Origin of the sequence: Pseudomonas sp. BP6, assembly GCF_017875935.1 — a bacterium.
Lineage (GTDB): Bacteria > Pseudomonadota > Gammaproteobacteria > Pseudomonadales > Pseudomonadaceae > Aquipseudomonas > Aquipseudomonas putida_Y.
The window spans coordinates 1,170,741-1,193,071 of the sequence record NZ_JAGINI010000001.1; the positions used below are offsets into that span (position 1 = coordinate 1,170,741).

Annotated in this window: 21 protein-coding genes; 7 read left to right on the plus strand and 14 right to left on the minus strand. The window is 62.4% G+C overall.

What is annotated here, in order from left to right; translation table 11 throughout:
• Positions 1–136 precede the first annotated feature (136 nt).
• Positions 137–2,281, minus strand: a complete 2,145-nt coding sequence (locus tag J3A98_RS05250) for an HAD family hydrolase (RefSeq protein WP_209964538.1) — start codon at positions 2,279–2,281, stop codon at positions 137–139.
• 397 nt (positions 2,282–2,678) lie between these two features.
• On the opposite strand from J3A98_RS05250, the gene J3A98_RS05255 reads away from it, so the two are divergent.
• The gene (locus J3A98_RS05255) at positions 2,679–2,975 is read left to right on the plus strand and encodes a DUF3144 domain-containing protein (protein WP_004577437.1); all 297 of its coding nucleotides are present in this window, start codon (positions 2,679–2,681) and stop codon (positions 2,973–2,975) included.
• An 18-nt stretch (positions 2,976–2,993) separates the two neighbouring features.
• Here the strand turns inward: J3A98_RS05255 and J3A98_RS05260 are convergent, their stop codons facing one another.
• A complete protein-coding gene (locus J3A98_RS05260; RefSeq protein WP_003247268.1) occupies positions 2,994–3,887 on the minus strand; it encodes a LysR family transcriptional regulator in 894 nt (297 codons plus the stop codon).
• A 146-nt stretch (positions 3,888–4,033) separates the two neighbouring features.
• Here J3A98_RS05260 and J3A98_RS05265 point away from each other — a divergent pair, with 146 nt between their 5' ends.
• From J3A98_RS05265 to J3A98_RS05280, 4 genes are all read left to right on the plus strand, one after another.
• Positions 4,034–5,113, plus strand: coding sequence for a 4-oxalomesaconate tautomerase (locus tag J3A98_RS05265; RefSeq protein WP_209964539.1), 1,080 nt, complete (start codon positions 4,034–4,036; stop codon positions 5,111–5,113).
• A 73-nt stretch (positions 5,114–5,186) separates the two neighbouring features.
• On the plus strand, positions 5,187–6,494 hold the full coding sequence (locus tag J3A98_RS05270) for a dicarboxylate/amino acid:cation symporter (RefSeq protein ID WP_209964541.1): 1,308 nt from the start codon (positions 5,187–5,189) through the stop codon (positions 6,492–6,494).
• Between the two features lie 108 nt (positions 6,495–6,602).
• Positions 6,603–7,907 carry a citrate:proton symporter gene (locus J3A98_RS05275; protein ID WP_209964543.1) on the plus strand — a complete coding sequence of 435 codons (1,305 nt, stop codon included), beginning with the start codon at positions 6,603–6,605 and terminating at the stop codon, positions 7,905–7,907.
• 63 nt (positions 7,908–7,970) lie between these two features.
• Positions 7,971–9,224 (plus strand): OprD family porin, encoded by a 1,254-nt coding sequence (locus J3A98_RS05280; protein ID WP_209964546.1) that lies wholly within the window; start codon positions 7,971–7,973, stop codon positions 9,222–9,224.
• 52 nt (positions 9,225–9,276) lie between these two features.
• Here J3A98_RS05280 and J3A98_RS05285 read toward each other — a convergent pair whose 3' ends face one another.
• The 10 genes from J3A98_RS05285 to J3A98_RS05330 all read right to left on the minus strand — a co-directional run bounded on the left by J3A98_RS05285 (position 9,277) and on the right by J3A98_RS05330 (position 18,243).
• On the minus strand, positions 9,277–9,525 hold the full coding sequence (locus J3A98_RS05285) for a CsbD family protein (protein ID WP_209964548.1): 249 nt from the start codon (positions 9,523–9,525) through the stop codon (positions 9,277–9,279).
• A 129-nt stretch (positions 9,526–9,654) separates the two neighbouring features.
• Complete coding sequence (gene soxR, locus J3A98_RS05290; protein WP_209964551.1) at positions 9,655–10,134, minus strand: redox-sensitive transcriptional activator SoxR; 480 nt, start codon at positions 10,132–10,134, stop codon at positions 9,655–9,657.
• 236 nt (positions 10,135–10,370) lie between these two features.
• A complete protein-coding gene (locus J3A98_RS05295) occupies positions 10,371–11,108 on the minus strand; it encodes a GntR family transcriptional regulator (protein ID WP_209964553.1) in 738 nt (245 codons plus the stop codon).
• A gap of 93 nt (positions 11,109–11,201) precedes the next feature.
• Positions 11,202–12,716 carry a DHA2 family efflux MFS transporter permease subunit gene (locus J3A98_RS05300; protein WP_209964556.1) on the minus strand — a complete coding sequence of 505 codons (1,515 nt, stop codon included), beginning with the start codon at positions 12,714–12,716 and terminating at the stop codon, positions 11,202–11,204.
• Positions 12,706–13,851, minus strand: coding sequence for an HlyD family secretion protein (locus tag J3A98_RS05305; protein WP_209964558.1), 1,146 nt, complete (start codon positions 13,849–13,851; stop codon positions 12,706–12,708). The genes J3A98_RS05300 and J3A98_RS05305 overlap by 11 nt, the downstream gene beginning before the upstream one ends.
• A 207-nt stretch (positions 13,852–14,058) precedes the next feature.
• Entirely contained in the window at positions 14,059–15,477 is a 1,419-nt protein-coding gene (locus J3A98_RS05310) for a TolC family protein (RefSeq protein WP_209964560.1), read from the minus strand.
• 103 nt (positions 15,478–15,580) lie between these two features.
• Entirely contained in the window at positions 15,581–16,291 is a 711-nt protein-coding gene (locus J3A98_RS05315) for a helix-turn-helix transcriptional regulator (RefSeq protein WP_209964563.1), read from the minus strand.
• Positions 16,292–16,460: 169 nt separating this feature from the next.
• A complete protein-coding gene (locus J3A98_RS05320) occupies positions 16,461–16,847 on the minus strand; it encodes a cupin domain-containing protein (RefSeq protein WP_209964565.1) in 387 nt (128 codons plus the stop codon).
• 108 nt (positions 16,848–16,955) lie between these two features.
• Positions 16,956–17,780 carry an AraC family transcriptional regulator gene (locus J3A98_RS05325; RefSeq protein WP_209964566.1) on the minus strand — a complete coding sequence of 275 codons (825 nt, stop codon included), beginning with the start codon at positions 17,778–17,780 and terminating at the stop codon, positions 16,956–16,958.
• Between the two features lie 19 nt (positions 17,781–17,799).
• Positions 17,800–18,243 carry an acetyltransferase gene (locus J3A98_RS05330; protein ID WP_209964568.1) on the minus strand — a complete coding sequence of 148 codons (444 nt, stop codon included), beginning with the start codon at positions 18,241–18,243 and terminating at the stop codon, positions 17,800–17,802.
• A 224-nt stretch (positions 18,244–18,467) separates the two neighbouring features.
• On the opposite strand from J3A98_RS05330, the gene J3A98_RS05335 reads away from it, so the two are divergent.
• A complete protein-coding gene (locus J3A98_RS05335) occupies positions 18,468–19,436 on the plus strand; it encodes a LysR family transcriptional regulator (protein WP_281067760.1) in 969 nt (322 codons plus the stop codon).
• On the opposite strand, the gene lysA is transcribed toward J3A98_RS05335, so the two are convergent.
• Positions 19,426–20,664 (minus strand): diaminopimelate decarboxylase, encoded by a 1,239-nt coding sequence (gene lysA, locus J3A98_RS05340; RefSeq protein WP_209964573.1) that lies wholly within the window; start codon positions 20,662–20,664, stop codon positions 19,426–19,428. The two genes, J3A98_RS05335 and lysA, sit on opposite strands and share 11 nt — an antisense overlap.
• A 124-nt stretch (positions 20,665–20,788) precedes the next feature.
• Here lysA and J3A98_RS05345 point away from each other — a divergent pair, with 124 nt between their 5' ends.
• Positions 20,789–21,694 carry a LysR family transcriptional regulator gene (locus J3A98_RS05345; RefSeq protein WP_176684439.1) on the plus strand — a complete coding sequence of 302 codons (906 nt, stop codon included), beginning with the start codon at positions 20,789–20,791 and terminating at the stop codon, positions 21,692–21,694.
• 66 nt (positions 21,695–21,760) lie between these two features.
• On the opposite strand, the gene J3A98_RS05350 is transcribed toward J3A98_RS05345, so the two are convergent.
• Entirely contained in the window at positions 21,761–22,114 is a 354-nt protein-coding gene (locus J3A98_RS05350; RefSeq protein ID WP_014591821.1) for a hypothetical protein, read from the minus strand.
• Between the last annotated feature and the right edge of the window lie 217 nt (positions 22,115–22,331).

Here is a 22,331-nt window from a genome sequence, read left to right on the forward strand (position 1 = left end):
GAAGCGGCTTTAGCCGCGAAGCATCCAACTCGGTGGATGGCACCGGCTACGCCGGTGTTCGCTGCTAAAGCCGCTCCTGAAGGGGTTTAGGCAGGCGTGCGGGTTTTGCGCAAGGCCGTTCTGCTCCATCGATGGCTCATGCGCCTATACAAAGGCCGTCCAGATTGGTTGCCGGATCTCTTCGCGGGTACTGCCGGAAGGCATCTGAAATTGCAGTGATCAGTTGTGCGTCACGTATCGGGTGCAACCCTGGAAAGCCTTTACCATTGCAGTTGCCGTCATGGGTAAGCACGGCCTCGACACTGGCATCGTGGTCTAGATAAACCTGCCTGATCGCCTGAGCTTCCTGATCCTTGTCGTCTTCGCATCGCAGGGCATGGTGAATGGCCAGGGCTGCGCCAAACGCCAGGGCCGGGGTTGCAATACCGTGCTTGCGGGCAAGGTCGATGCTGCTGAGGATGCGTTCGTTGCGTTGCAGCTTGCGCAAGGGGTCGCGGCCTACCCGGGCGCACGGGTCTTTGAACGAGGTTTTGCAGCGCTCGAGGAATGCCTCGGCAAAGCGGCTGACCACCTCGGCCATCTGTGGGTATTCGGCCACCAGTGCAGGCGCGACCTCCTGGCGAATCAGGCGCTCGGCCAGTTCACTCACTCGCGTATCGCCCATGCCCTGGCCGACCCAGGCATGGCCCAGCAGGCTGGCGTACCAGGCCACGATGGCGTGCGGGCCGTTCCACAGGCGGTTCTTGATGATCTGGATCTGGGCAATGTCTGGGACTGTCTTCACCTGGCGCAGGCGTTCGAGCAGATCGCTGCCGCGCTCGGCGTAAAGCGGCATGTCGGCTTCGCTGTTGAACAGCACCAGATGCAGCTGGCTCATGGCGCTGCTGGGCTGTGCAAAGGGCCTGAAGTGGCCGATCAGCCGTTCGTACTCTGGTAGCGGCGCCGAGGGCTTGCGGGTGCTTGCAGGCTCGTCTTCCAGGCTGTTCTGGAACATCTGCGACTTGATGCGCAGTTGCCTTACCAGCGCGTCGTTGCCCAGTTTGGACACGATACGGCTGACCACCGTTTCGGCGAAATGGGTCTTCTGCAAAACCTGCTCGCTGATCGCAGGCGGGCACAGTAATGCCAACTCGGCTTGCACATGACGCCGCACGAACGCCGCACCGCCAACCTTGTTCAGCACGATCAACAGGGTCAGCTCGCGGCCTCGGCGCTCGAAGCGTTGCAGCAGGCCTTGGGCGATCACCCTGGCCTGGCTTCTGATGGCCTGCTCGGGCAGGCTCAGGCCAATGATTTCGGCAGTGGTGTACATGCCGATGACGGCGTCGTCATCGTCCATGTCGATCATGCGCACGTTGTCGATGGTCTGGTCGAATGACGTGGCACCGTAGCGCACGCTGTAGCGGCCGAAGGCGCTGACGCTTTCGCGCAGCATGCGTGAGCGGGTTGCGGCAATGATTTCACGCGGTCGGGTGTAGCCGTCCCAATGGGAAAATACCTGTGTCAGGTAACCGCCGCCGATGGCGCCGAAACCATGAATGCCCACGCTGAACTGGTTCATCGAGGCCGGAAACGGCTCGCTCAATGCAGGCATGCCCAGGTCGGGTACGCACTCGCTCAGGTCGGCGAGAAATTCATGCATGCTGCGGTAGGCTTTTAGCGCGCCCGCCTTGATTTCCGGCGCAGGCGGCTTGATGTCCTCGATCAGGATCGCCTGCCCTTCAGCACGCATCGCCGACAGCATGCCGTTTTCCGAGTCCTCGACCATGAAGCACTGGCCTGGCTCGCAATTGAGCGCGCGGGCGGCTTTCAGGAAAATCTCGGGGTGGGGTTTGCCTTGGCTGACTTCATCGCCACAAACGGTGATGTCGAAGTACTTCAGCACGTTGGCGTTGATCAGGTATTCCTCGGCAATGGCACGGCGGCTGGAAGTGGCCACCGCCATGGTCAGGCCTGATTTGCGCAAGCGCTCCAGCACCTCCAGCAGGCCGGCCTTGATTGGTACGCCGTGATTGCGCACGTACTCCAGTTCAAGTTCATCCGCGCGTTGGCGGATTTCGGCGTACGGGAAGTCGTCGCCGTTATGCGCCTTGGCAAGGGCCTCGGCCTTCTTTGCGCTCAGGCCCAGCGAGCCAATCAGGGTCTGCTCGCTCAGCGCTTTGCCGAAGATTTCCAGAGAAGCTTGCTTGAGTGTCTTGAAGCGCAGGCGCTCGGTGTCGAAGAGGGTGCCATCCATATCGAAGATGGCGCTGAAAATGTGTTTACCGTGAAAGAAAAGCATTGGCTGTTGCCCCTTGTCGTTGCGTCAGGCACTCCGCCTGCAACAGGCGAGTACGGTGTGTGAGCTGCCGAGGAGGCAGTCAGGTCGGAGGCACACGTTCGACAGCGGGACGCTCAGGGGTGACACAGAGGTAAGGCGGGGCGGAGCGGGGGGTGCAGAGAAGGTTGGCAACCTTCGAGGCGAGGCGGGTGGCGCGTTTGGCCTTGAGTTCACGCCCACTGGCTGCGGTCGGTTTCGCAGGCAGTGGGCGCAAATAGCGATGGATACGTGTGATTCCAAGCATGAGGTGCTTTGCTTCCTTTTCGTCATGGGTGATCCCTTTTTCAGCCTTGCACGTATGCGCCGTGACATGCAAGGCTTGGCCTCCCGCGCGAATTGCGCAACAAGGTGAACCCCAATGACCCAAGCTACCGACCAGGCCTTTTACGATCGTGCCGATGCGCACATCGAACTGGCGAACCAGCAGATCGAAAAGTTCGAAGACCTGGGCAAGGTAAGCGCCTCGCTGACCTTCGGTGCAGCGCGCTTCAGCGCCTGGATGAGCGCCCGCAGCTTCAAGAGCGGCGCGGAACTGGGTGCGGCACGGGAAGAGATTCTGAAGTACTTCTGCGACCAGTACCGGATGATGCTCGAGGACAACCTCGATGAGCATATCGAGCATTTTGACCGGTACATGCTGGGCAAGAACGACTAAGCCAGGCGCGCCGCTCCCTCAGCGATTTGGCCATTTCTGCAGCAGGATCGAAACGAATTTTTCCGCAGCCGGCGACAACGATGCGCCGCGCCGGTACACCAGCCCTAGCGTGCGGGTGACTTGCGGCTCGATCAACGGCACGCTCACCAGCGTGGGGTGGTCGGCATTGGGCATGGCCAGGCTGGGCATGGCGGACACGCCCAGCCCGGCCTCGACCATGCCCAGCGACGTGGACAGGTGTTGCACTTCGTAGAACCACTTGGGCCGCAGGTTGAGCCCGGACAACGCATGGTCCAGCAGCATGCGGTTGCCACTCAGGCGGCCGACGCCGATCAGGCGGTAATCAGCCAGCTCTGTCCAGGTAACGGAGGCACGATTCGCCAGTGGGTGGTCACGCCGGCAGGCCAGTACAAAGTGCTCCTGCACCAGCGAGACAAACTCGATGTCCGGGTGCTGGCCACTCATCATGTTGATGCCGAAGTCGGCCTCGCCGCGCAGTACGGCTTCGAGCCCGTCGTTGGCGCTAAGGTCCAGCAGGCGAATGCGGATTTTCGGGTATTGCTCGTTGTAATCGCGGATCACCGACGGCAGGAAGTAGAACGCCGCGGTAGGAATGCAGGCGAGGGTAACCTGACCGGTCTGGCGCTCGGCCAGTTCGCGGATGCTGAGGATCGAGTCTTCAAAGTCATCCAGCAGGCGCCTGGCCTTGGGCAGAAAGTCGCGGCCCACGCTGGTCAGGCTGACCCGGCGAGTGGTGCGTTCCAGTAGCGAGGTGCCCAGGCCTTCCTCCAGTTTCTTGATCCGCCGGCTCAGGGCCGGCTGGGACAGGTGAAGCGCTTCGGCGGCTTCATGAAAGCTGCCAAGTTCGGCGATTTTCACGAAAGATCTGATGTCTTGCAGCTCATATTCCATAAAAAACCTTCGACTGGCCTGGTGCTTTATTGATGTTTAAATCGCAATAATAGCTACGATATTTGCATTGGAATGATTTATCCATCCCTGTCACTCTTTTGCCCACAGCATCAATGATGTCCATTGATCAACAAGAGTGCGAAATCATGCAACGAATTCCTTGCGTACTCATGCGCGGCGGTACCTCCAAAGGGCCGTTCTTCCACGCCTGGGACCTGCCTGCCAATGTGGTCGAGCGCGACGAGTTGCTGATCAACCTCATGGGCTCTGGCCATGAGCTGGAAATCGACGGCATCGGTGGCGGCAGCCCGCAGACCAGCAAGGTGGCGATCATCAGCCCGTCACTGCACGCCGACGCTGACGTCGACTACCTGTTCGTGCAGGTCATGGTCGCACAGCGCCGCGTCGATACCGCCCCCAACTGCGGCAACATGCTGTGTGCTGTTGGGCCATTCGCCATCGAACAGGGGTTGGTAAAAGGCCAGGAAGGCAAGACCTTGGTGCGCATTCGCAACCTGAACACTGGCACCTTCGTCAATTCGCTGGTCGAAACGCCCGGCGGGATCGTGCGCTACGAAGGCCGCACGGCGATCGATGGGGTACCGGGCACCGCCGCCCCGGTGCACCTGACTTTCCTCGACGCGGTCGGCAGCAAGACCGGCAAGCTGTTCCCCACGGGCAAGGCCCAGGACGTGATTGATGGCGTGCCGGTGACCTGCATCGACATGGCCATGCCGATGATGGTGGTAGAGGCTAGCCAACTGGGGATCAGTGGCTCGGAAACCCCTGCTCAGCTGGACGCCGACAGCGCGCTGCTCGAACGCCTGGAAGCGTTGCGGCTGAAGGCCGGAAAGGCCATGGGCCTGGGTGATGTCAGTGGCATGGTCATCCCCAAGCCAGTGCTGGTGTCCAAGCCTCGCTATGATGGCACGCTGCAGGTTCGCTATTTCATGCCGCACAACTGCCATCGTGCCTTGGCGATCACTGGCGCCGTGGGGCTGGCGACTGCCTGCGTCAGCCCTGATACCGTGATTGCCGACCTGTTGGGCGAAGGTGCACAGCAACTGGCCGAGGTCCGCCTGGAGCATCCAAGTGGCGGCATCGATGTTGCGCTGACGCGCAGCGGTGCCGATGGCCAGACGATCCAGGCTTCGGTGGTGCGAACCGCCCGGCGGCTCTTCTCAGGGTTCGTCTACGCCCCTACATTCCGCAGGTTGGCCGGGTAGCTCCAGGCGCTGATCCAGACCTGCACATTCGTAACAAGCGCATCCGCACAATTTCAACAATGGGTGATGCCTCATGAGACTCGCCAAATCGCTGTATTTCCAGATTCTCTGCGCCGTCCTGCTGGGCGTGGTGGTCGGACACTTCTGGGCGCAACAGGCCGTGGCCCTCAAGCCGCTGGGTGATGCGTTCATCAAACTGATCAAGATGATGATCGCGCCGGTGGTGTTCTGCACCATCGTCACCGGCATCGCCGGCATGACCGACAAACGTTCCCTGGGGCGCTTGATGAGCAAGACCCTGCTGCTGTTCCTGGGCCTGACGGTGGTCAGCCTGGTGATCGGACTGGCGGCGGTCTATCTGTTCAAGCCAGGTGCCGGCATGAACATCGATCCCGCCACCCTGAGTACGGCGGGCCTGAGCCAGTACACCGCCTCGGCCGCCAAGCTGAGCGTGGTGGACTTCTTCATGCACATCATCCCGGACACCTTCGTAGGTGCCTTCAACAAGGGTGAGGTCTTGCCTGTACTGTTCATCGCCGTACTCAGCGGGTTCGCCCTTTCGTCGATGGGCGAGAAAGGCAAGCCGGTCCTGGACGTGCTGGAGTCGGCTTCGACCATGGTGTTCCGCATCTTCGGCTACCTGATGCGCTTTGCCCCGGTCGGCGCTTTCGGCGCACTGGCATTCACCGTGGGCCAGTACGGCATTACATCCCTTGGCGCGCTGGCCAAGCTGGTGGGGACGTTGTACATCGCCTGCGCGTTCTTCGTGCTGGTGGTGCTCGGTGGCATCTGCCGGGCCCATGGCTTCAGCCTGTGGAAGCTGCTGCGCTATTTCCGCGAAGAGTTCCTTGTGGTGCTGGGGACTTCTTCAACCGAGCCGGTACTGCCGCGAATGCTCGAGAAACTCGAGAAGCTTGGGTGCAAGAAAGGCGTGGTTGGGCTGGTGCTGCCCACTGGCTACTCGTTCAACCTGGACGGTACTGCCATCTATCTGTCGTTGGCAGCCGTGTTCATCGCACAGGCCTGCAACATCGACCTGAGCCTGGGCCAGGTGGTCACCATGCTGGCGATCATGTTGCTGTCCTCCAAGGGCGCGGCAGGTGTCACCGGCAGCGGTTTCGTGGCCTTGGCCTCGACCCTCACCGTGATCCACGACATTCCCCTGGCCGGCCTTGCCCTGTTGATCGGGGTCGACCGCTTCATGTCGGAAGCCCGTGCGCTGACGAGTCTTGCCAGCAACGCAGTGGCTACGGTGGTGGTTTCGCTGTCGGAAAACGCCTGTAACCGCCAGACGCTGCACAGCCGCCTGAACGGCGAGCCGGTGGTCAGCCCCGTCGCTGAAACAGCCGACTGGGTCGCCGAACCGCGCCGTCACGGCTGAGCCCCGACACCCTCAAGCTTTTCACAGACCCCCACCAGGCGTTGCCGGGGGGTAGGGGGCCGTCTGCGCTGCAGGTGGCCACAGACAATAAAAACAAGAGAACAAACCATGCTCGCACTTCTGGGCCTGATCATGGTGGTGACCTTCACCTACCTGATCATGAGTAAACGCCTGTCCCCTATCGTCGCGCTTACCATCGTGCCGATTGTTTTCGCCGTTATTGGCGGTTTCGCGCCAGACCTGGGCAAGATGATGCTCGATGGGCTGAAAATGGTCGCACCGTCTGCCGCGCTGCTGCTGTTCGCCATCCTGTTCTTCGGCCTGATGATCGACGCCGGCCTGTTCGACCCGTTGATCCGCAAGATTCTCAAGCGGGTGAATGGCGACCCGATAAAGATCGCTATCGGCACCGCCCTGCTGTCGCTGCTGGTTGCGCTGGACGGTGATGGCACCACGACTTACATGATTACCTGTGCCGCCATGCTGCCGCTTTACAAGCGCATCGGCATGAACCCGATGATCCTGGCTACCGTATCGATGCTGTCATTGAGCATCATGAGCGGCATGAGCCCGTGGGGTGGTCCCGCCACCCGTGCCATTGCCGCGCTTGGTCTGGATGCGACCGAGTACTTCATTCCGATGTTGCCCACCGTCATCGGTGGGGCGGCGTGGGTCGTGTTTACCGCTTATCTGCTTGGCCGTGCCGAGCGTCGGCGTATCGGCAATATTGCCCTGGAGTCCGGCGGAGGCAACTGCTACATCAAGGAAATCCTCGGCGACAACCCGCACAAGCGCCCGCGTCTGGCCTATGTGAACCTGGTGTTGGTGATTGTCGTCATGACTGCGCTGGTGCTGGGCCTGATGCACGCAGCCATCCTGTTCATGATCGGTTTCGTCGCCGCGCTGATGATCAACTACCCGCAGCTGAATGTGCAGAAAGAACGCATTCTCGCCCATTCGGGCAACGCCATGACTGTGGTGCTGCTGGTGTTCGCCGCAGGCATCTTTGCGGGTATTTTCTCGGGCACCAAGATGGTCGACGCACTGGCGCAGACCCTGGTGGACTGGATTCCGGCAGCCTGGAGCCACTGGTTCCCGCTGGTGGTGGCGCTGACCAGCATGCCGCTGACCTTCGTGCTGTCCAACGACGCCTACTACTTCGGCGTTGTGCCGATCCTGGCGAACGCCGCTGCCGCCTATGGTATCGACCCGGTGGAAATTGCCCGCGCCTCGGTGCTGGGGCAGCCTGTGCACCTGATGAGCCCTCTGGTGGCCTCCACCTTGTTGCTGGTGGGCATGGTCGACCGGGATATCGGTGACTTCCAGAAAGCCACCGTGAAATGGGCCGTGCTCACCTCTTTGGTGATCACTGCGCTGGCACTGCTGACGGGCGCCTTGTCCTTCATGGTTTGAAGCACCCAGGGCGCCGCTCGGCGCCCCTCTGAATCACCCAAGAACAACAACAGAGTAACCATCATGTCCCGATTTCTTTTCCGTGGGGCCACTTGTGGCCTGCTGTGCGGCTGGCTGCCTGTGGCCGGTGCCGCCGGTTTCATCGAAGACAGCAAGCTCAAGCTGCAGTTGCGCAACGTGTATTTCAACGAGAATTTCCGTGACGAGCAGGGTATGAGTGCCCGCGCTGCCGCCACGGCCAAAAGCGAACGGGTGGAATGGGCTCAAGGCTTTCTGCTCGACTACCAGTCAGGTTTCACCCAAGGTACGTTGGGTGTGGGGCTTGATGCACTGGGCCTGCTGGGCGTACGCCTTGATTCCGGCCGCGGGCGCAGCGGTACCGGGTTGTTGCCGGTGCACGACGATGGCCGTGCGGCGGGTGAGTTCGCCAGTGCCGGAGTCACGGCCAAAGCCCGCCTGGGCAGCACCGTGGTCAAGCACGGCACCTTGCTGCCAAAGACACCGGTGCTGGTCTACAACGATGCGCGGGTGCTGCCACAGACCTATCAGGGCACTCAGCTGACCAGCACGGATATCGACGGGCTGACCCTGACGGCCGGGCACCTTGACCGTTTCAAGCAGCGTGACTCGTCCAACAGCACCGGCATTTATCTGGATGGCTATGGGGGCGGCAAGTCGGGTGACTTCAGCTTTGCCGGTGCCGACTATGCCGTCAGCAAACAGCTGCGCCTGAGTGTCTACCATGGCCAGCTAGAGCACTTCTATCGCCAGGATTTTGCCGGGCTGGTACATGACCTGCCGCTGGCCGGCGGGGTTCTGACCACAGACCTGCGCTACTTCAAAAGCCGCGACAGCGGGGCGGCCTACGGCGGCGGCATCGACAACCAGATGTTCAGTGGCCAGGTGGCGTATGCGCATTCCGGCCATACCTTGGGGGCCGGTTATCAGGTGCTCGATGGAGATGCCGGTTTGCCGTATATCAGCGGTGCGACCGTTTATTCGTTCAGCAACGTCGGCATCGGCAAGTTCATCGAGGAGGAAGAGAAAACCTGGATGGCCAGCTATGCCTACAACTTCGCTGCCGCCGGGGTGCCGGGGCTGACCTTCATGACGCGCTACCTGAGTGGTGACAATGGCCGTTCAGGTGGCGAGGGCATCAAAGAATGGGAGCGTGACGCCGAGATTGCCTACGTGGTGCAGGGCGGGCCACTGAAAGGTCTGGGCGTGAAACTTCGCAACTATGTCTATCGTTCGGATTTTGCTCGCGGCCGCGACAGCAACCGCCTGTACCTTACCTACGATATCGCCATCTGGTGATGGCGCGGGCCGGGTCACATACCCGGCCCAGGCCTTGCTTGCGGTACCCCGCTCAGCGGCGCAGCAGGCGAGAGACCAACAGTGTGACGGCGGCTGTGATGGCCAGTGCGGCGAAAGGCTTTTGCTTGACGTATGAAGACACCGTGTCCAGCGTGTCACCATAGGACTTGGTCAACTGACCTGCGGCCTGACGCCCATCGCCTTCGGCCTCCAGTGCCGGATCTTCGACCAGTCGGCCTACAGCGCTCTGCGCCTTGCCTGCGAGGTTTTCAGCAACACCTTCGATCTGTTCACGTTTCATGATGTTTGTGTTCCTTCCTGTGAGCGACTGAGTGTCAACAACACAGGCTTAGGGCGGTGGCGCGTCGCAATGGTTCCAACGCAAGCAAGATCGAAGACAACCAGGCAGGCTTATCGAGCATTTTGATCGTTACGTACTGGGCAAGTTTGTAGCCTGGCGGGCCTTCTTCTCGAGTATCCGCGCCCCGGTTCCTTCTTTGGCCAGCACATCCTCGGGGTTGCGCAGCGGGCAGTCTTCAAGCGACAGGCAACCGCAGCCAATGCAGTTGTCCAGGCTGTCGCGCAATGCCTCCAGTGTGCGAATGCGGGCATTCAGGTCTTCACGCCAGGCCGTGGACATCTCGCTCCATTGTGCTGCCGTGAGCTTGCTGTTGGGGGCATAATGGCTGAAGGCCTGTTTGATTTCCTCAAGCGGAATTCCCGTGCGCTGGGCTACCTTGATGATCGCCAGGGTACGCAGCACCAGCGAGGGATAGCGGCGCTGGTTGCCTGCCGTACGGACGCTGGCGATCAGTCCCTTGGTTTCGTAGAAGTGCAGCGCAGATACCGCCACGCCGCTGCGCTTGGCTACTTCACCCACTGTGAGCATCCGTGTGTTGTCCGCTGCCATGCCTGTTGACCTAAAGTTAAGTTGAGCTCTTATAGTCCTGCCCGATCTTTCCTGCAACCGCTTTCCCTGTGATCGGAGCAGTGCATGAACAAACGGACGTTACTGGCCTGGGCACGTCTCGCCTTGCAACCGCCGGGCGCATCAGGGACAGTCCCTAGGCGCTGGCGATACCATCGTCAGCCTGGCCGACATCAGCCAGTTGGCGCGCCAGGAGCGACGGCCTTGTTCAAAACTGATCAGGCAGGGGAGCGGTCGCGGCGCATCTGGGTGACCAAGGTAAAGCGGTCATCCGGGTGCACGGTCTCTGAAACCGCCATCAAATCACCATTTTCCTCGCGGTAATGGCGGATGATCTTCAGCGCTGGCGAGCCCGCCTCGGCCTTCAGCGCCCGGGCTATTTCCGCTGTCAGCAACACCGCGCGCACCTGCTGGTCGACCACTGCGATTGCCCGGCCATAGTGTTGTTCGATCAACCCGATAATCAGTTGGTCAGGGTGCTCGCGTGCGAGCTCGATGACCGCGGTGTAATCGCGCGGCGCATACACGTCAGTCCAGCACATTGGCGCGCCATCGTGCTGCCGGTCGACGCGGAGGCTCGACACGCAGAAGTAATGCTCCCCTGGCACCAGCCCCAGCCTCGCCGCCTCGCTCAGGTCGGCGACAAAGTGGCGCACGCCCTGGACTTCCCGCTGCTGGGTGTCTGCCAGGTGCGCCAGGTCGGCCACGCTGGCCAACGATTGCGAATAGCCCCCGCGCGGGCTGCTGGCCTCCACGCGGGTGCCCACCCGCTTGCGCCGCGACACCAGCCCCTGAGTGAGCAGCTGGTTGATAGCGGCACGCACCGTGTGCCGGCTCACATTGTAAAGGTCGCACAGCTCGAACTCGGTGGGCAGCAGGCTGCCCACCGGGTAGCGGCCGCTGGCAATGGCTTGCATCAAGTCCTTTGCCACGGTGGAGTAGCGCGTCGGGTTCATACCTTTGCTCGGGCTCGTAAAACTCATCGGTTGACAGTGTAACAGCGGCAGAATGCCGAGCGCTCCAGCCGCCCGCAGAGGTCGATACCGCCGTCAATGCGGCTGCCTGGCCCGCAGCAGCAACGCTGCCAGTGCACACCCGACCAATGCCAGGCACGCCAGGTAGAACGCATCACTGTAGGCCATCAGGTAAGCCTCTCGCCGGATGGTCGCCGCCAACGCTTCCAGCATTTGCTGCTGATGCGGCAGCCAGCTTTGCACCGTCTGGTTGATGCGCGCCTGCACGCTTGGCTCGAACAGCGTCACCTGCTCGTGAATGCGCTCACTGTGAAAGCGTTCACGGGTCGCCACCAGTTGCGTCAACCCGGCCGTACCGATAGCGCCACCCAGGTTGCGCAACATCGAGAACACCGCTGAGGCTGAGCCGGCTTCACGCTTGTCCAGCCCGGCCACCGCCAGCACTGATAACGCGACCATGATGAAAGGCTGGCCAATACCGCGTACCACCGTGGACGGGATGATCACGTTGTCGGCACTGTCGGCGCTCAGGCTAGCCCCCAGCCAGCAGCCCAGCGCCATGATCAAAAAGCCGCTGGCGACCATGAACTTGGCACTGGTCCAGCCCATCAGCCTGGGCATCAACGGCGCCAGCAGCAACTGCACCACGCCATAGGCGATCAGCGCCACGCCCACGTCGTGTGCGCTGAACCCCTGCAACTGCGACAGGTAGTTGGGCACCAGGAATACCAGGCCGAACGTGGCAGCGCCAAAGATGAACATCGCCACGCTGGCAACCCCGAAGTTGTAGTGCCCGAGCAAGCGCAGGTTGATGAACGCGCGCTGGCCGAACAGCTGGGTCACCACGAACACCATCAACGCAATGGCGGCGACCACGCTCATGCCGACAATGAGCGGAGAGCCGAACCAGTCCAGCCGACCGCCTTCTTCCAGCACGATCTGCAAGCCACCCAGGCCGATCACCATGGCCGCGATACCCAGCCAATCACCTTTTCGTAGCAGCTCGAGCTTCATCGGTTTGGCCTCGATCGACCAGGCGATGGCAAGCAGCAGGGCAATGCCGGGGAAAAGTTGCAGATAGAAGATCCAGCGCCATGAATGGGCATCGGTCAGCCAGCCGCCAATCGACGGCCCGGCGGCCTGCGCCACGCTGTTGGCCAGGCTGAACAGTGCCATACCCATGGCCATCTTGCTGGCCGGCAGTTCGGTGATGATCAGCTGGAAGGACAGGGGAATCAGCACCGCGCCCGCAGCACCCTGGATCACCCGAAGTACAATCATCGCCTCCAGGTTGGGCGCCCAGGAACAGGCCACCGAGGCGATCAGAAAGATGAGCGAGCCGGTCCACATGACCCGACGCAGCGAGAACACGTCCACCAACCATGCAGTCAGCGGAATCATCACGATTTCTGCCACCAGGTAGGCGGTGGAGATCCATGAGCCTTCCTCGAAGCTTGCACCCAGCGAGCCGCGGATTTCCGGCAGTGCGGCGCTGGTGACATGCACGTTCATACCCGCCATGAAGCAGCCGAACAGGCCGCCAAGCACCGCCACCCAGGCACGCAGCGAGACCGTTTGCTCAGTGCGCATCGGCAACCTCTGCAGGGCGTGTGTCGACTGTACTCACCACCGACATGCCGGGCAGTACCTGCGGGCCATCCAGCGGTTTGTCGAGCAAAATGCGCACAGGGAAACGCTGGACGATCTTGGTGAAGTTGCCTGTGGCGTTGTCCGACGGCAGCAATGCGAAGACATTGCCCGAGGCTGGCGAAAAACTGGCCACATGGCCCTGCAGTGGCTGGCTGGCGAAGCTGTCTACACGTATTTCTACCGGTTGCCCGGGGCGCATGCGGGCCAGTTGGGTTTCCTTGTAGTTGGCCACCACATAGGCCTGCTGCAGCGGCACCACGGCCAGCAGTGGTTGGCCCGGCACCACGTACTGGCCGGTGCGCACCCGGCGTTGGCCGACCACGCCGGTGATCGGCGCACGAATCACGGTGTCCTGCTCGTCCTGCTCGGCGAGCCGTTGGTGGGCCTGGGCACCTGCCAGCGCCGCTGCGCGTTGTTGCAACTCGGCCTCGGCCTGGACTGACCGGGCCTTGGCCATGGCCAGTTGTGAGCGCTGTTGGCGCAGCGCGGCCCGGGCACCTTGCAGCGCGGCTTGTGCCTGGGTGGCATGGGCACTGGCGGTTTCCAGACGCTGCATGGTCGCTGCGTCGTCACGCACCAGGCCACGGTAGCGTTGGACATCCAGTTCACTGCGGCGTTGTTCGGCGGTGGCGCTGCGCACGACGGCCTCAGCCTGCAGGATGGCTTGCTGTTGCTGGTCGATGCGTGCGGTCGCTACCTGTTGGCTGGCTTGGGCGGCGGCCAGTGCCGCCTGTGCGGCGGTCACGCCAGCCTGGGCCTGGTCGAGGCGGGCGCGGTAGTCGCGGTTTTGCAGGCGCACCAGCACATCACCGGCTTTCACCGGCTGGTCGTCAGCCACCTCGACCTCGGCTACGTAGCCCGCCACGCGTGGGCTCAGGGCCACCCAGTCGGAGCGGACGTAGGCATCGTCGGTGGTTTCCAGGTAGCGGCCGGTGCTGAACCAGTAACTGGTGAAGGCCAGCAGGGTGATTGCGGCCAGGCTGCCGCTGGCGGTGTATGCCAGGCGGCGATGGGTTTTAGCGCTCGGCCGCTGTTCAGTTTCGGAGGGTGAGGGTTTGTCTACGGCGACATTCATGGTTGGTTTCCATTCTCGAATTGGGGCTGCTGGCTGTCCGTTGTGGGAGCAACTGCCTTGCTCAATTTCTAAAAAGCTGGCGCGATCCGTGTGAGAGCGGGCTTGCCCGCGAACACGGGCGAAGCCCGTGCCATCCACCACGGTGTATTCTTCGCGGGTAAACCCGCTCCTACAGTGGGCGGTGCTCGCTGTTGGTCTTGCTTCTCGCTACCACCGCCCGCCCAGCGCGCGGAACAGGTTTACCTGCGCTTGCGCCAGGCGCCCTCGGGCTTCTGTGTGGCTGGCCCGCAAGCTGATCATTTCGCGCTCGCTGTCGAGCAGGGCCAGCCCGTCCACGGTGCCGGCACGGTAGTTACGCTGGGCCAGGGCAAAGCTGTGCTGGCTGTGCGCCAGGGCTGCGTCCAGCGCCTGCAACCGTTGTCGCTCGCCGTCGTAGCGGGCCAGTGCCTGGCGCACGTCTTTCAGCGCGCTCAGCGCCACGCCGTGGTAACGGGCGAGCTGCGCCCGCTGCAATGCCTCGGCTTTGCTCACCCGTGCGCGATTGGCCTTCAGGTTGGGAAACTCCCAGCGGACCAGCGGGCCAATGCTGAACATCACCGCGCGGCTGTCGCCGAGGTTGGCAAGGTGATGGTCCGAAGACGTCAACGAAGCGCCGAAGCTGACCTTTGGGTAAAGGTCGGCCCGCACGATGTCGGTCTCCAGGGTGGCCGCCTGCAGTTCCCGTTCGGCCTGGCGCACATCTGGCCGGCGTTCGAGCAAATGCCAGCCATCGCCAGCCGGCAGCGGCACCGACAGCGTGGGGATGGCTACGCAGGTCGTGGCCTCGGCCACCGAGGCCTGGCCACTGAGCATGCTCAGTTCGTACAGCGCCATTTGCCGCCGGGCTGAGAGCATCGGCAGTTGCGCACGCACCTGCTCCCGCAAGCCCAACAGGCGCTCGCTGTCGAGGGCAGTGGCCACACCGGCCTGGCGCTGGCGCTGGCGGAGTTGCACGCTGTGGTCGAGGGTTTGCAAGGCCTGCTTTGCTGCCTCCAGACGCGCCGCGTAGGTGCACTGGTCGATGTAGGCGCGGGTGGCCTGGGCGACCACCTGCAGGCGTACCAGGTCTAGCGCCGCAGCACTGGCTTCGGCTTGCACCCGGGCACGTTGAATGGCGGCGCGTACCTGGCCCCAGATATCCACCTGATAGGCCAGTTCGATGCCCGGGTTGAATTGCCATTGTGACGGTGCGTTGCTGTCGGTCGCCTCGGCCAGCGTCTGGTCATCGGCGCGCTTGCCATAAGTAGCGGCAACGCCCATGGAGGTGGACGGCCAGCGCCTGGCGTCGAACTCGCCGATAGCGGCCAGCATGGCCTGCACGTTGGCCTCGGCCTGTGCCAGGCCTTGGTTGTGCGCCAGGGCTTGCTGTACCCAGCGGTTGAGTTGGGGGTCTTGATACAGTGCCCACCAGCGTTCGGGCAGGGGCTGTTTGCTGACGCCGGCCGGCATATTCGTCAGCGGGGCTGCCTGCAGCGCTACAGGTGGTTCGGCAGGTGTCGGTTGGTGGCCGCACGCGGCGAGTGCAGCGAGCATGCCGAGGGCTGTGGCAAGCCGGGCAGGGCCGGGAAATGAGTGCAGTAAGGGCATCACGATTGTCGCTCAAAGGTCGTGATGCGAGGTTAACGAGGCTTGCATGGGCGTCGCTGTCGCAAGCGGGACAACCCTGCGCGCAAGCGGGACAACCTGAGGCTCAGTACTCGCGCACGGTACCGTTTTGCCACTCACTCGGCGCATAGCCGAGGATGCGCTTGAACATGGCAGCAAAGGCGCTGGCGCTCTGGTAGCCGTGCTCCAGCGCAACGTTCAGGATCGGCTGCCCATCGGCCAGGCTCCGCTGGCTGAGCATCACCCGGGCACGGGCGCGCCATTGGCCATACGACATGCCCACCTCGCGCTGGAAAAGCCGGGCCACGCTGCGGGCACTCATGTTCAGTTGCGCGCCGCATTGCTCCAGGGTCAGGTCCTGGGCCGGGTCCTGCAGGAAGCGCTCGCACCAGGCACGCAACCGTGCGTGCTGCGGCGTCGGGACGAAGGCATCGATGCGCCGGGCGGCGGCGAGTTCATGCAGGATCAGCGCCCGAGCATGCGCGCCGTCGCGCAGGTTCAGCATTCGTGACGCAGTCAGGATCAGTTCGCGCAGCAGGCCGGACACGACGATGACCTGGCAGCGTTCGATGTGGGCATCGAGCAGCAAGGTCCGCATGCTGACCACGCCCTCCATGCGGATGGCATGGCTGACCCCGGCAGGCATCCACAAGGCATGCCCGCCGGGGATCACCCAACTGCCGCCCTCGCTGCTGACCCGCATCACGCCACTGGCGGCGTAGATCAGCTGGTCTTCGGCGTGGCAGTGGCTGGCCACTTCATCGCCGTGTCCGTAGTCCCTTTCCAGTGCTTGCATGCAGGCCACCCTCGTTATTGGATCCAATTATATCGAGGCGAACCTGTGCCGGGTTGCGAAGTGTGGGCTGCGAGCGAATTGCCATGGTTACAAATGGCTGTAAGGCGATTATTTATGGTTAATTATTGCTGTGAGGTCAGCTACTACAGCTTTAAAGTGGTGAATGTTGTTAAATCCAGACATCGCTCTCTGCTGTGCGATCCCCCCCTTCATGACCGGTATTCAGAATGCCCCGCGGTTCGATCATCATCAGTTTCGCTTCGCCTTGCGCGGCGGTCCGGTGCTCGACGCCGCGTGGTACAACATAGAGTTCCCCGGGGTTCACATGCACGCAGCCATCCGGCAGGTCGATACGCAGAGTGCCTTCCAGCACCAGGAATGCTTCGTCGGTCTCCGGGTGCGCGTGCCAGATGAATTCGCCTTCGATGCGCACGACCTTGAACTGGTAATCGTTCATTTCAGCAACGACCCTGGGGCTCCATTGCTGTTCGATAAGCGCTGCCTTGTGGACCAGGTTCACTGGCAGGGAGGGATGTGGGTGACGGGCTTCAGGCATGACAGTTCCTCGGAAAGTGGAGTGGTCAGCCTATCGCTCCGGGTGAGTCCGGTTCTTGTACGATCCTGCAAGCCTGTTCCCACGGGGCACGCGGGCGACTGTGGTCTCTCAGCGTGACGCTCGCAAACGCTCCAGCCAGCGTAAAGGCGGTACGCCGTAGCAGCGGGTGAAGTGCCGGGTCATGTGGCTCTGGTCATGAAAGCCTGCAGCAAGGGCAGCCTCGACCAAGGTGAAGCCATCCAGGATCATCCGGCGAAAGCAGTCGAGGCGGCGCAGGGTGACAAAGCGATAGGGGCTGGTGCCGTACAGCGTGCGAAAGTCCCGCGACAGGCTCCAGCGTTCGCGGCCGCTGGCCTGTTCCAGCATGTCCAGTGTTATGCCCACATGCAGGTGTTCCATGATGAAGGCCCGGGCGCGTTCGGCTGCCTGGTAATCCAGGCGCTTGCGCCCGCGCGGCTTGCCGCCGACAGCCCGCAAGGCGATCGCCAGGTCATACAGGGCGTCCTGTTCTTCCAATGGCTCCAGCGCGTGGTCCACTGTCTGCACGAACGCTTCGCTGGCGTGGTACAGGCGCGGGTCGCTGGACAGCCCACCCGCGATGAAGGGCAAAGGCTGGCCACCCAGCACGTTCTGGATCAGTGCCGGGTCGACGTAGGCCATGCGGTAGCGAAAGCCTGCGTCGGTGCCCGCCATGCCGTCATGCAGTTCGTCCGGGTGCAACACCAGCGTGTTGCCCGGTATGCCGTGGCGCAGCGAACCTTTGTAGTGGAAGCTTTGCACGCCGGCCAGCGTGCGGCCGATCGAATAGGTATCGTGGCGATGCGGGTCGTAGCCGTGGCTACCGAACCAGGCTTCGATACGCTCGATACCGCCCGGTTGGGCGCTACGGATGACCCAGTCGGATGGCGGTACGGGCTTCGCTTTGCGGGCCATTGCAGTGCGTGCCTCCTGCTCACGTCCGAGAGGGCAAGCTCATATGCAGCAAAGGGAACGGGCGACCTTCGCCATCCAGCGGTGAACGGCCGGTCTGGACGAAGCCATAGCGCAGGTAGAACCCTGTTGCCTGCGGGTTCTGCTCGTTGACATCGACACTCATCGCACTGCGCGACTGGCGGCCGAAATCCAGCAATGCACGGCCAATGCCCTGGCCGTGACGCGCTGGATCGACGAAGAGCATTTCCACATGGTTTTCATTGAAGCCGATAAAGCCCAGTGGCTGGTCATCGGTGTCTACCGCAACCCACAGCTCGACGGCCGGGAAGTACACGTCGCGCAGCTGTGGCAATAGTGCGTCGATGTCGGAGGGTTGCAGAAAGTGGTGCGTCGCGCGAACAGCGCGCAGCCAGATGTCGAGCAGCTGCGGGTAATCTGCAGCGATGCCTTGGCGAATGATCATGTTGTCATCCTGAGTGCATTGATGGCGGATGGGCGCGCCAGTGAGCGGCGGCCATGCAAGTGTCGGCATCATGAATGACCGCTTCGCGAGTCAACGCCTGGGCGGTGCACGGCAGGGGAGGCCGGAAGGGAAGAAAGCGGAAGATTACCCCGGTCGCTCAGTAGAGGGCAATGGCGATTGGGTAGGGTGCAGTGCAGGTTTCGACTCGGCTAGGATGCATGTCGATGCTGGTATTGAACCCGAACAACAAGCACGGCCCGGGAGCGCCCATGAACCGCAACGAACTGCGCAAAGCCGATATCAACCTGATGGTGGTGTTCGAAGCGCTGATGCAGGAACGCAACCTCACCCGTGCCGCGGAGAAGCTGTTCGTCGCCCAGCCCACGGTCAGCGCCGCGCTGGCCAGGTTGCGTGCGATGTTCAACGACCCGTTGCTGGTTCGAGTGGGCAACCGCATGGAGCCCTCGGCCAGGGCCGAAGAGGTGATCAAGTACCTCACGCCAGCCTTGGATGCGATGTCCGTCGCCCTCAGCATGACCCATGATTTCGACCCGCTGACCAGCAAGATGACCTTCCGCATCGGCTTGTCCGATGATGTCGAGTCGGGCCTGCTGCCGCCGCTGTTGCGGGCGCTGCGGGTGGAGGCGCCAAACGTGGTGGTGGTCGTGCAGCATGTGGACTACTGGCGCATTCCGGACCTGCTGGCGGCGGGCGACGTGACGGTGGGTATCAGCCAGACCAAGGGCCTGCCCGCCAATGCCAAACGCAAGGTGCTACGCACCCTGCAAGCCAGGGTAGTGCGGGCCGACAAATCCACCACGCCGCTTTCGCTGGATGAGTTTTGTCAACGCCCGCATGTTCAGGTCTCGCCGACCGCCAACACCCAGGGTGTGGTCGACGACTGGTTGAAAGACATCGGCCGTGAACGCAAGGTGGTGTTGTCGGTGCCGCAGTTCAGTTCGCTGCCGGCGATTCTGGCCGGTACCGACCTGCTGGCCTGCTGCCCGGACTATGCCGCACAAGGCATGGAGCGTTGGGGCAACCTGCAGGCCGAGACGCTGCCGTTCGAGACTGCTGCACTGGAGCTGGCCATGGTCTGGTTGAGCACCACCGACAGCGACCCGGCCGAGCGTTGGCTGCGTAGTCGCCTGGAGCACTACATGGGCGGACTACGGGAAGCGGTCATGGGATGATGTCGGTCTCCAGGCTCAGCAGATCCTGCACCGTCTGCCGCCGGCGGATCATCCGCAACACCCCGCCCTCGATCAGAAACTCCGGCAGCAGCGGCCGGCTGTTGTAGTTCGACGACATCGACGCGCCATAGGCGCCGGCATCGTGGATCACCAGCAGGTCGCCTACCTGTGCCTGAGGCAGGTCCTGCGGGGTCAGTTCCTGGTCATTCTGAGTGAACACGTCACCCGATTCACACAACGGCCCGGCCACCACCGTCGGTTGCCGTGGGCGGTCCACCGGCTGACCGTTGGCATCGAGCAGGGTCATGCCGTGGTAGGCGCCGTACATCGCCGGGCGCATCAGGTCGTTGAAGCCGGCGTCGATCATGACGAAGGTATTGCGGCCCACTTGCTTGACAGCGCGCACTTCGGCCACCAGGTAGCCCGACTCGGCCACCAGGAAGCGCCCTGGCTCGATTTCCATGCGCACGGGGTGGCCGAGCAGCGCTTCGATTTCCTTGCGCGCTATCGCCCAGGTCTGCGCATAGCGCTGCAGGTCGACCGGTTTGTCGGTGCTGCGGTAAGGGGTAGAAAGTCCACCGCCGATGGAGAACGCCTCGATGTCCACGCCCAGGCGGCCGATCAGCTCGATCATCGAGCGGGCCACCTGTTCCAGGTGCTGGTAATCCACCCCGGAGCCAATGTGCATGTGCACGCCCACCAGGTGCAGGCCATGGATCTTGATGCACGCCAGCGCCTCGTCCAGTTCTTCGTGCCAGATACCATGCTTGCTGTTTTCGCCGCCGGTATTGGTCTTGCGGCTGTGGCCATGGCCGAAACCCGGATTGATGCGGATCCACACACGGTGGCCGGGCGAGCGTTCACCCAGTTGGCGCAGCATGTCGATGGAGCCAGCGTTGACTTCGATCTTCGAGGCCACCACCCGCTCCAGGGTGGGGCGGTCCAGTGCGTCACAGGTCAGCACCACGCCGGCTGGGTCACCGTCAACGCTCGCGCCGGCGGCGAAGGCCCGCTCCATCTCACCCAGCGACACTGCATCCAGCACCAGGCCATGGGCGCGCATCAGGCGCAGCACATGCACGTTCGGGTTGGCTTTCTGGGCGAAACGTACGGTTTCGAATACGTTCAGTTGCTCGACGCGATCGGCGATTGTGCGGGTGTCGTATGCCCATAGCGGCGAGCCGTGCTGGCGAACAGCCTCGGCCAGGAGGGTGAAGGGTGCGGTCATGGTGGCGTCACTCGTATAAGGAAGGCCACGAGGATGAGCCAAAGGGTGAATTCAGAAAAATAGCTATTCTTCTGCCAGCCATTCATATCTGATATACCTATTGTCAACGCTTCGGGTATTTGCCGTGAAACTGTCCGTCCGCCACATCGAAGTGTTCCGCGCCATCATGGCCGCTGGCAGTGTCACGGGTGCCGCGCGCCTGCTGTTCACCTCGCAGCCCACCGTCAGCCGCGAGTTGGCCCGGTTGGAGCAAGTGACCGGCCTGAATCTGTTCGAACGCGAGGGAGGGCGCCTGGTGGCCACCGCCCAGGCGTTGCTGCTGATCGAGGAGGTCGAGCGCGCCTACGTCGGGCTGGAGCGGATCGATCGCTTTGCCCAGGCCATCCGCAACTTCGAGCAGGGCCGGCTGGCCATCACCTGCCTGCCGCTGTTCTCGCAAACCTTGTTGCCCAAGGCTTGCCAGCGCTTTCACCAGCAGCACAGGGGCGTGAGCGTGAGCATTCTGGCGCAGGAGTCGCCTTTGCTGGAGGAGTCACTGGTTGCCCAGCAGCATGACCTTGGCCTGACTGAAGTCGAACAGATACCGCGTGGCGCGTATGGAGAATTGCTGTTCAGTGCCAACATGGTGTGCGTGTTGCCCGAGCATCACCCGCTGCAGGTGAAGGCTGAACTGGAGCTGAGTGATTTCCATGAGGTCGATTTCATCAACCTGGCCAGCCTGGATACCTACCGGCAGCGTCTTGATCAGCACTTTCGTGCGGCCGGGGTCAACCGCCGCACGGTCATCGAGACCACCAGTGCCGCGTCGGTGTGCGCCATGGTCAGGCAAGGCCTTGGGGTGGCGATCATCAACCCGCTGAGCGGGCTGGAGGCGGCGCAAGGCGGGTTGCCGATCCGCCGGTTACGGGTATCGGTGCCCTATCAGGTGATGCTGATACGCCCGGACCATCGGCCGGCATCGGCAGCGGTGGAGCCGTTTTGCGAGGCGTTGCGGGTGCAGGCGCAAGAAATGCAGGCAGCATTGGGCTAGGGCTTTCCGGGGCACTCAGATTCCATGCCACCCACCGCTGTGCCTGCTTCGCGGGTAAACCCGCTCCTACAGCTCGCAGACCAAGGTTCCAGTACCGGCCAGGATGTTTTCAAGGGTTTCCTTCACTTCATCCATGTCACTCAACTCGCTGGTCAGGTTGATCTCCAGCACTTCATCCCCCTTCAGCGCGTCCCGGTCACCGGCCGCCACTTCGATCAGCAGGCGCTTGGCGCTCAGGGTCACTTTAAGGCCATCCAGCGTCGACGGCTCGTCATCCAGGGTCAGGTCGACGGTGTCCTCGTCCGGGTAACGGGTAAGCAGGAACATCTGACCCTTGTCGCTGTGGCAGCACAGGGTCGCCATGTTGTCTTCCTCGTCATCGCAAGGGGTGGCGAACAGCAGGGCGGTGTTGATTTGCATGAGCAGGCTCGGGTCAAAGGAAACGGAAGGGAATTCTGACAGTCTTGCGTACAGGCATAAACGTAAAGTTACCGCCCCTTGACCGAAATTGTCGCAGCGCTGCAAGCGTAGATGACCGATCAGTCGTTAAGCTTCGGCGAGCCCTGAGCGTGCCTGCGCACGTTCAACGTCTGGTTTTTTACCGTCCGCCATGCCACGGGTTGGCTATCGTTGATCC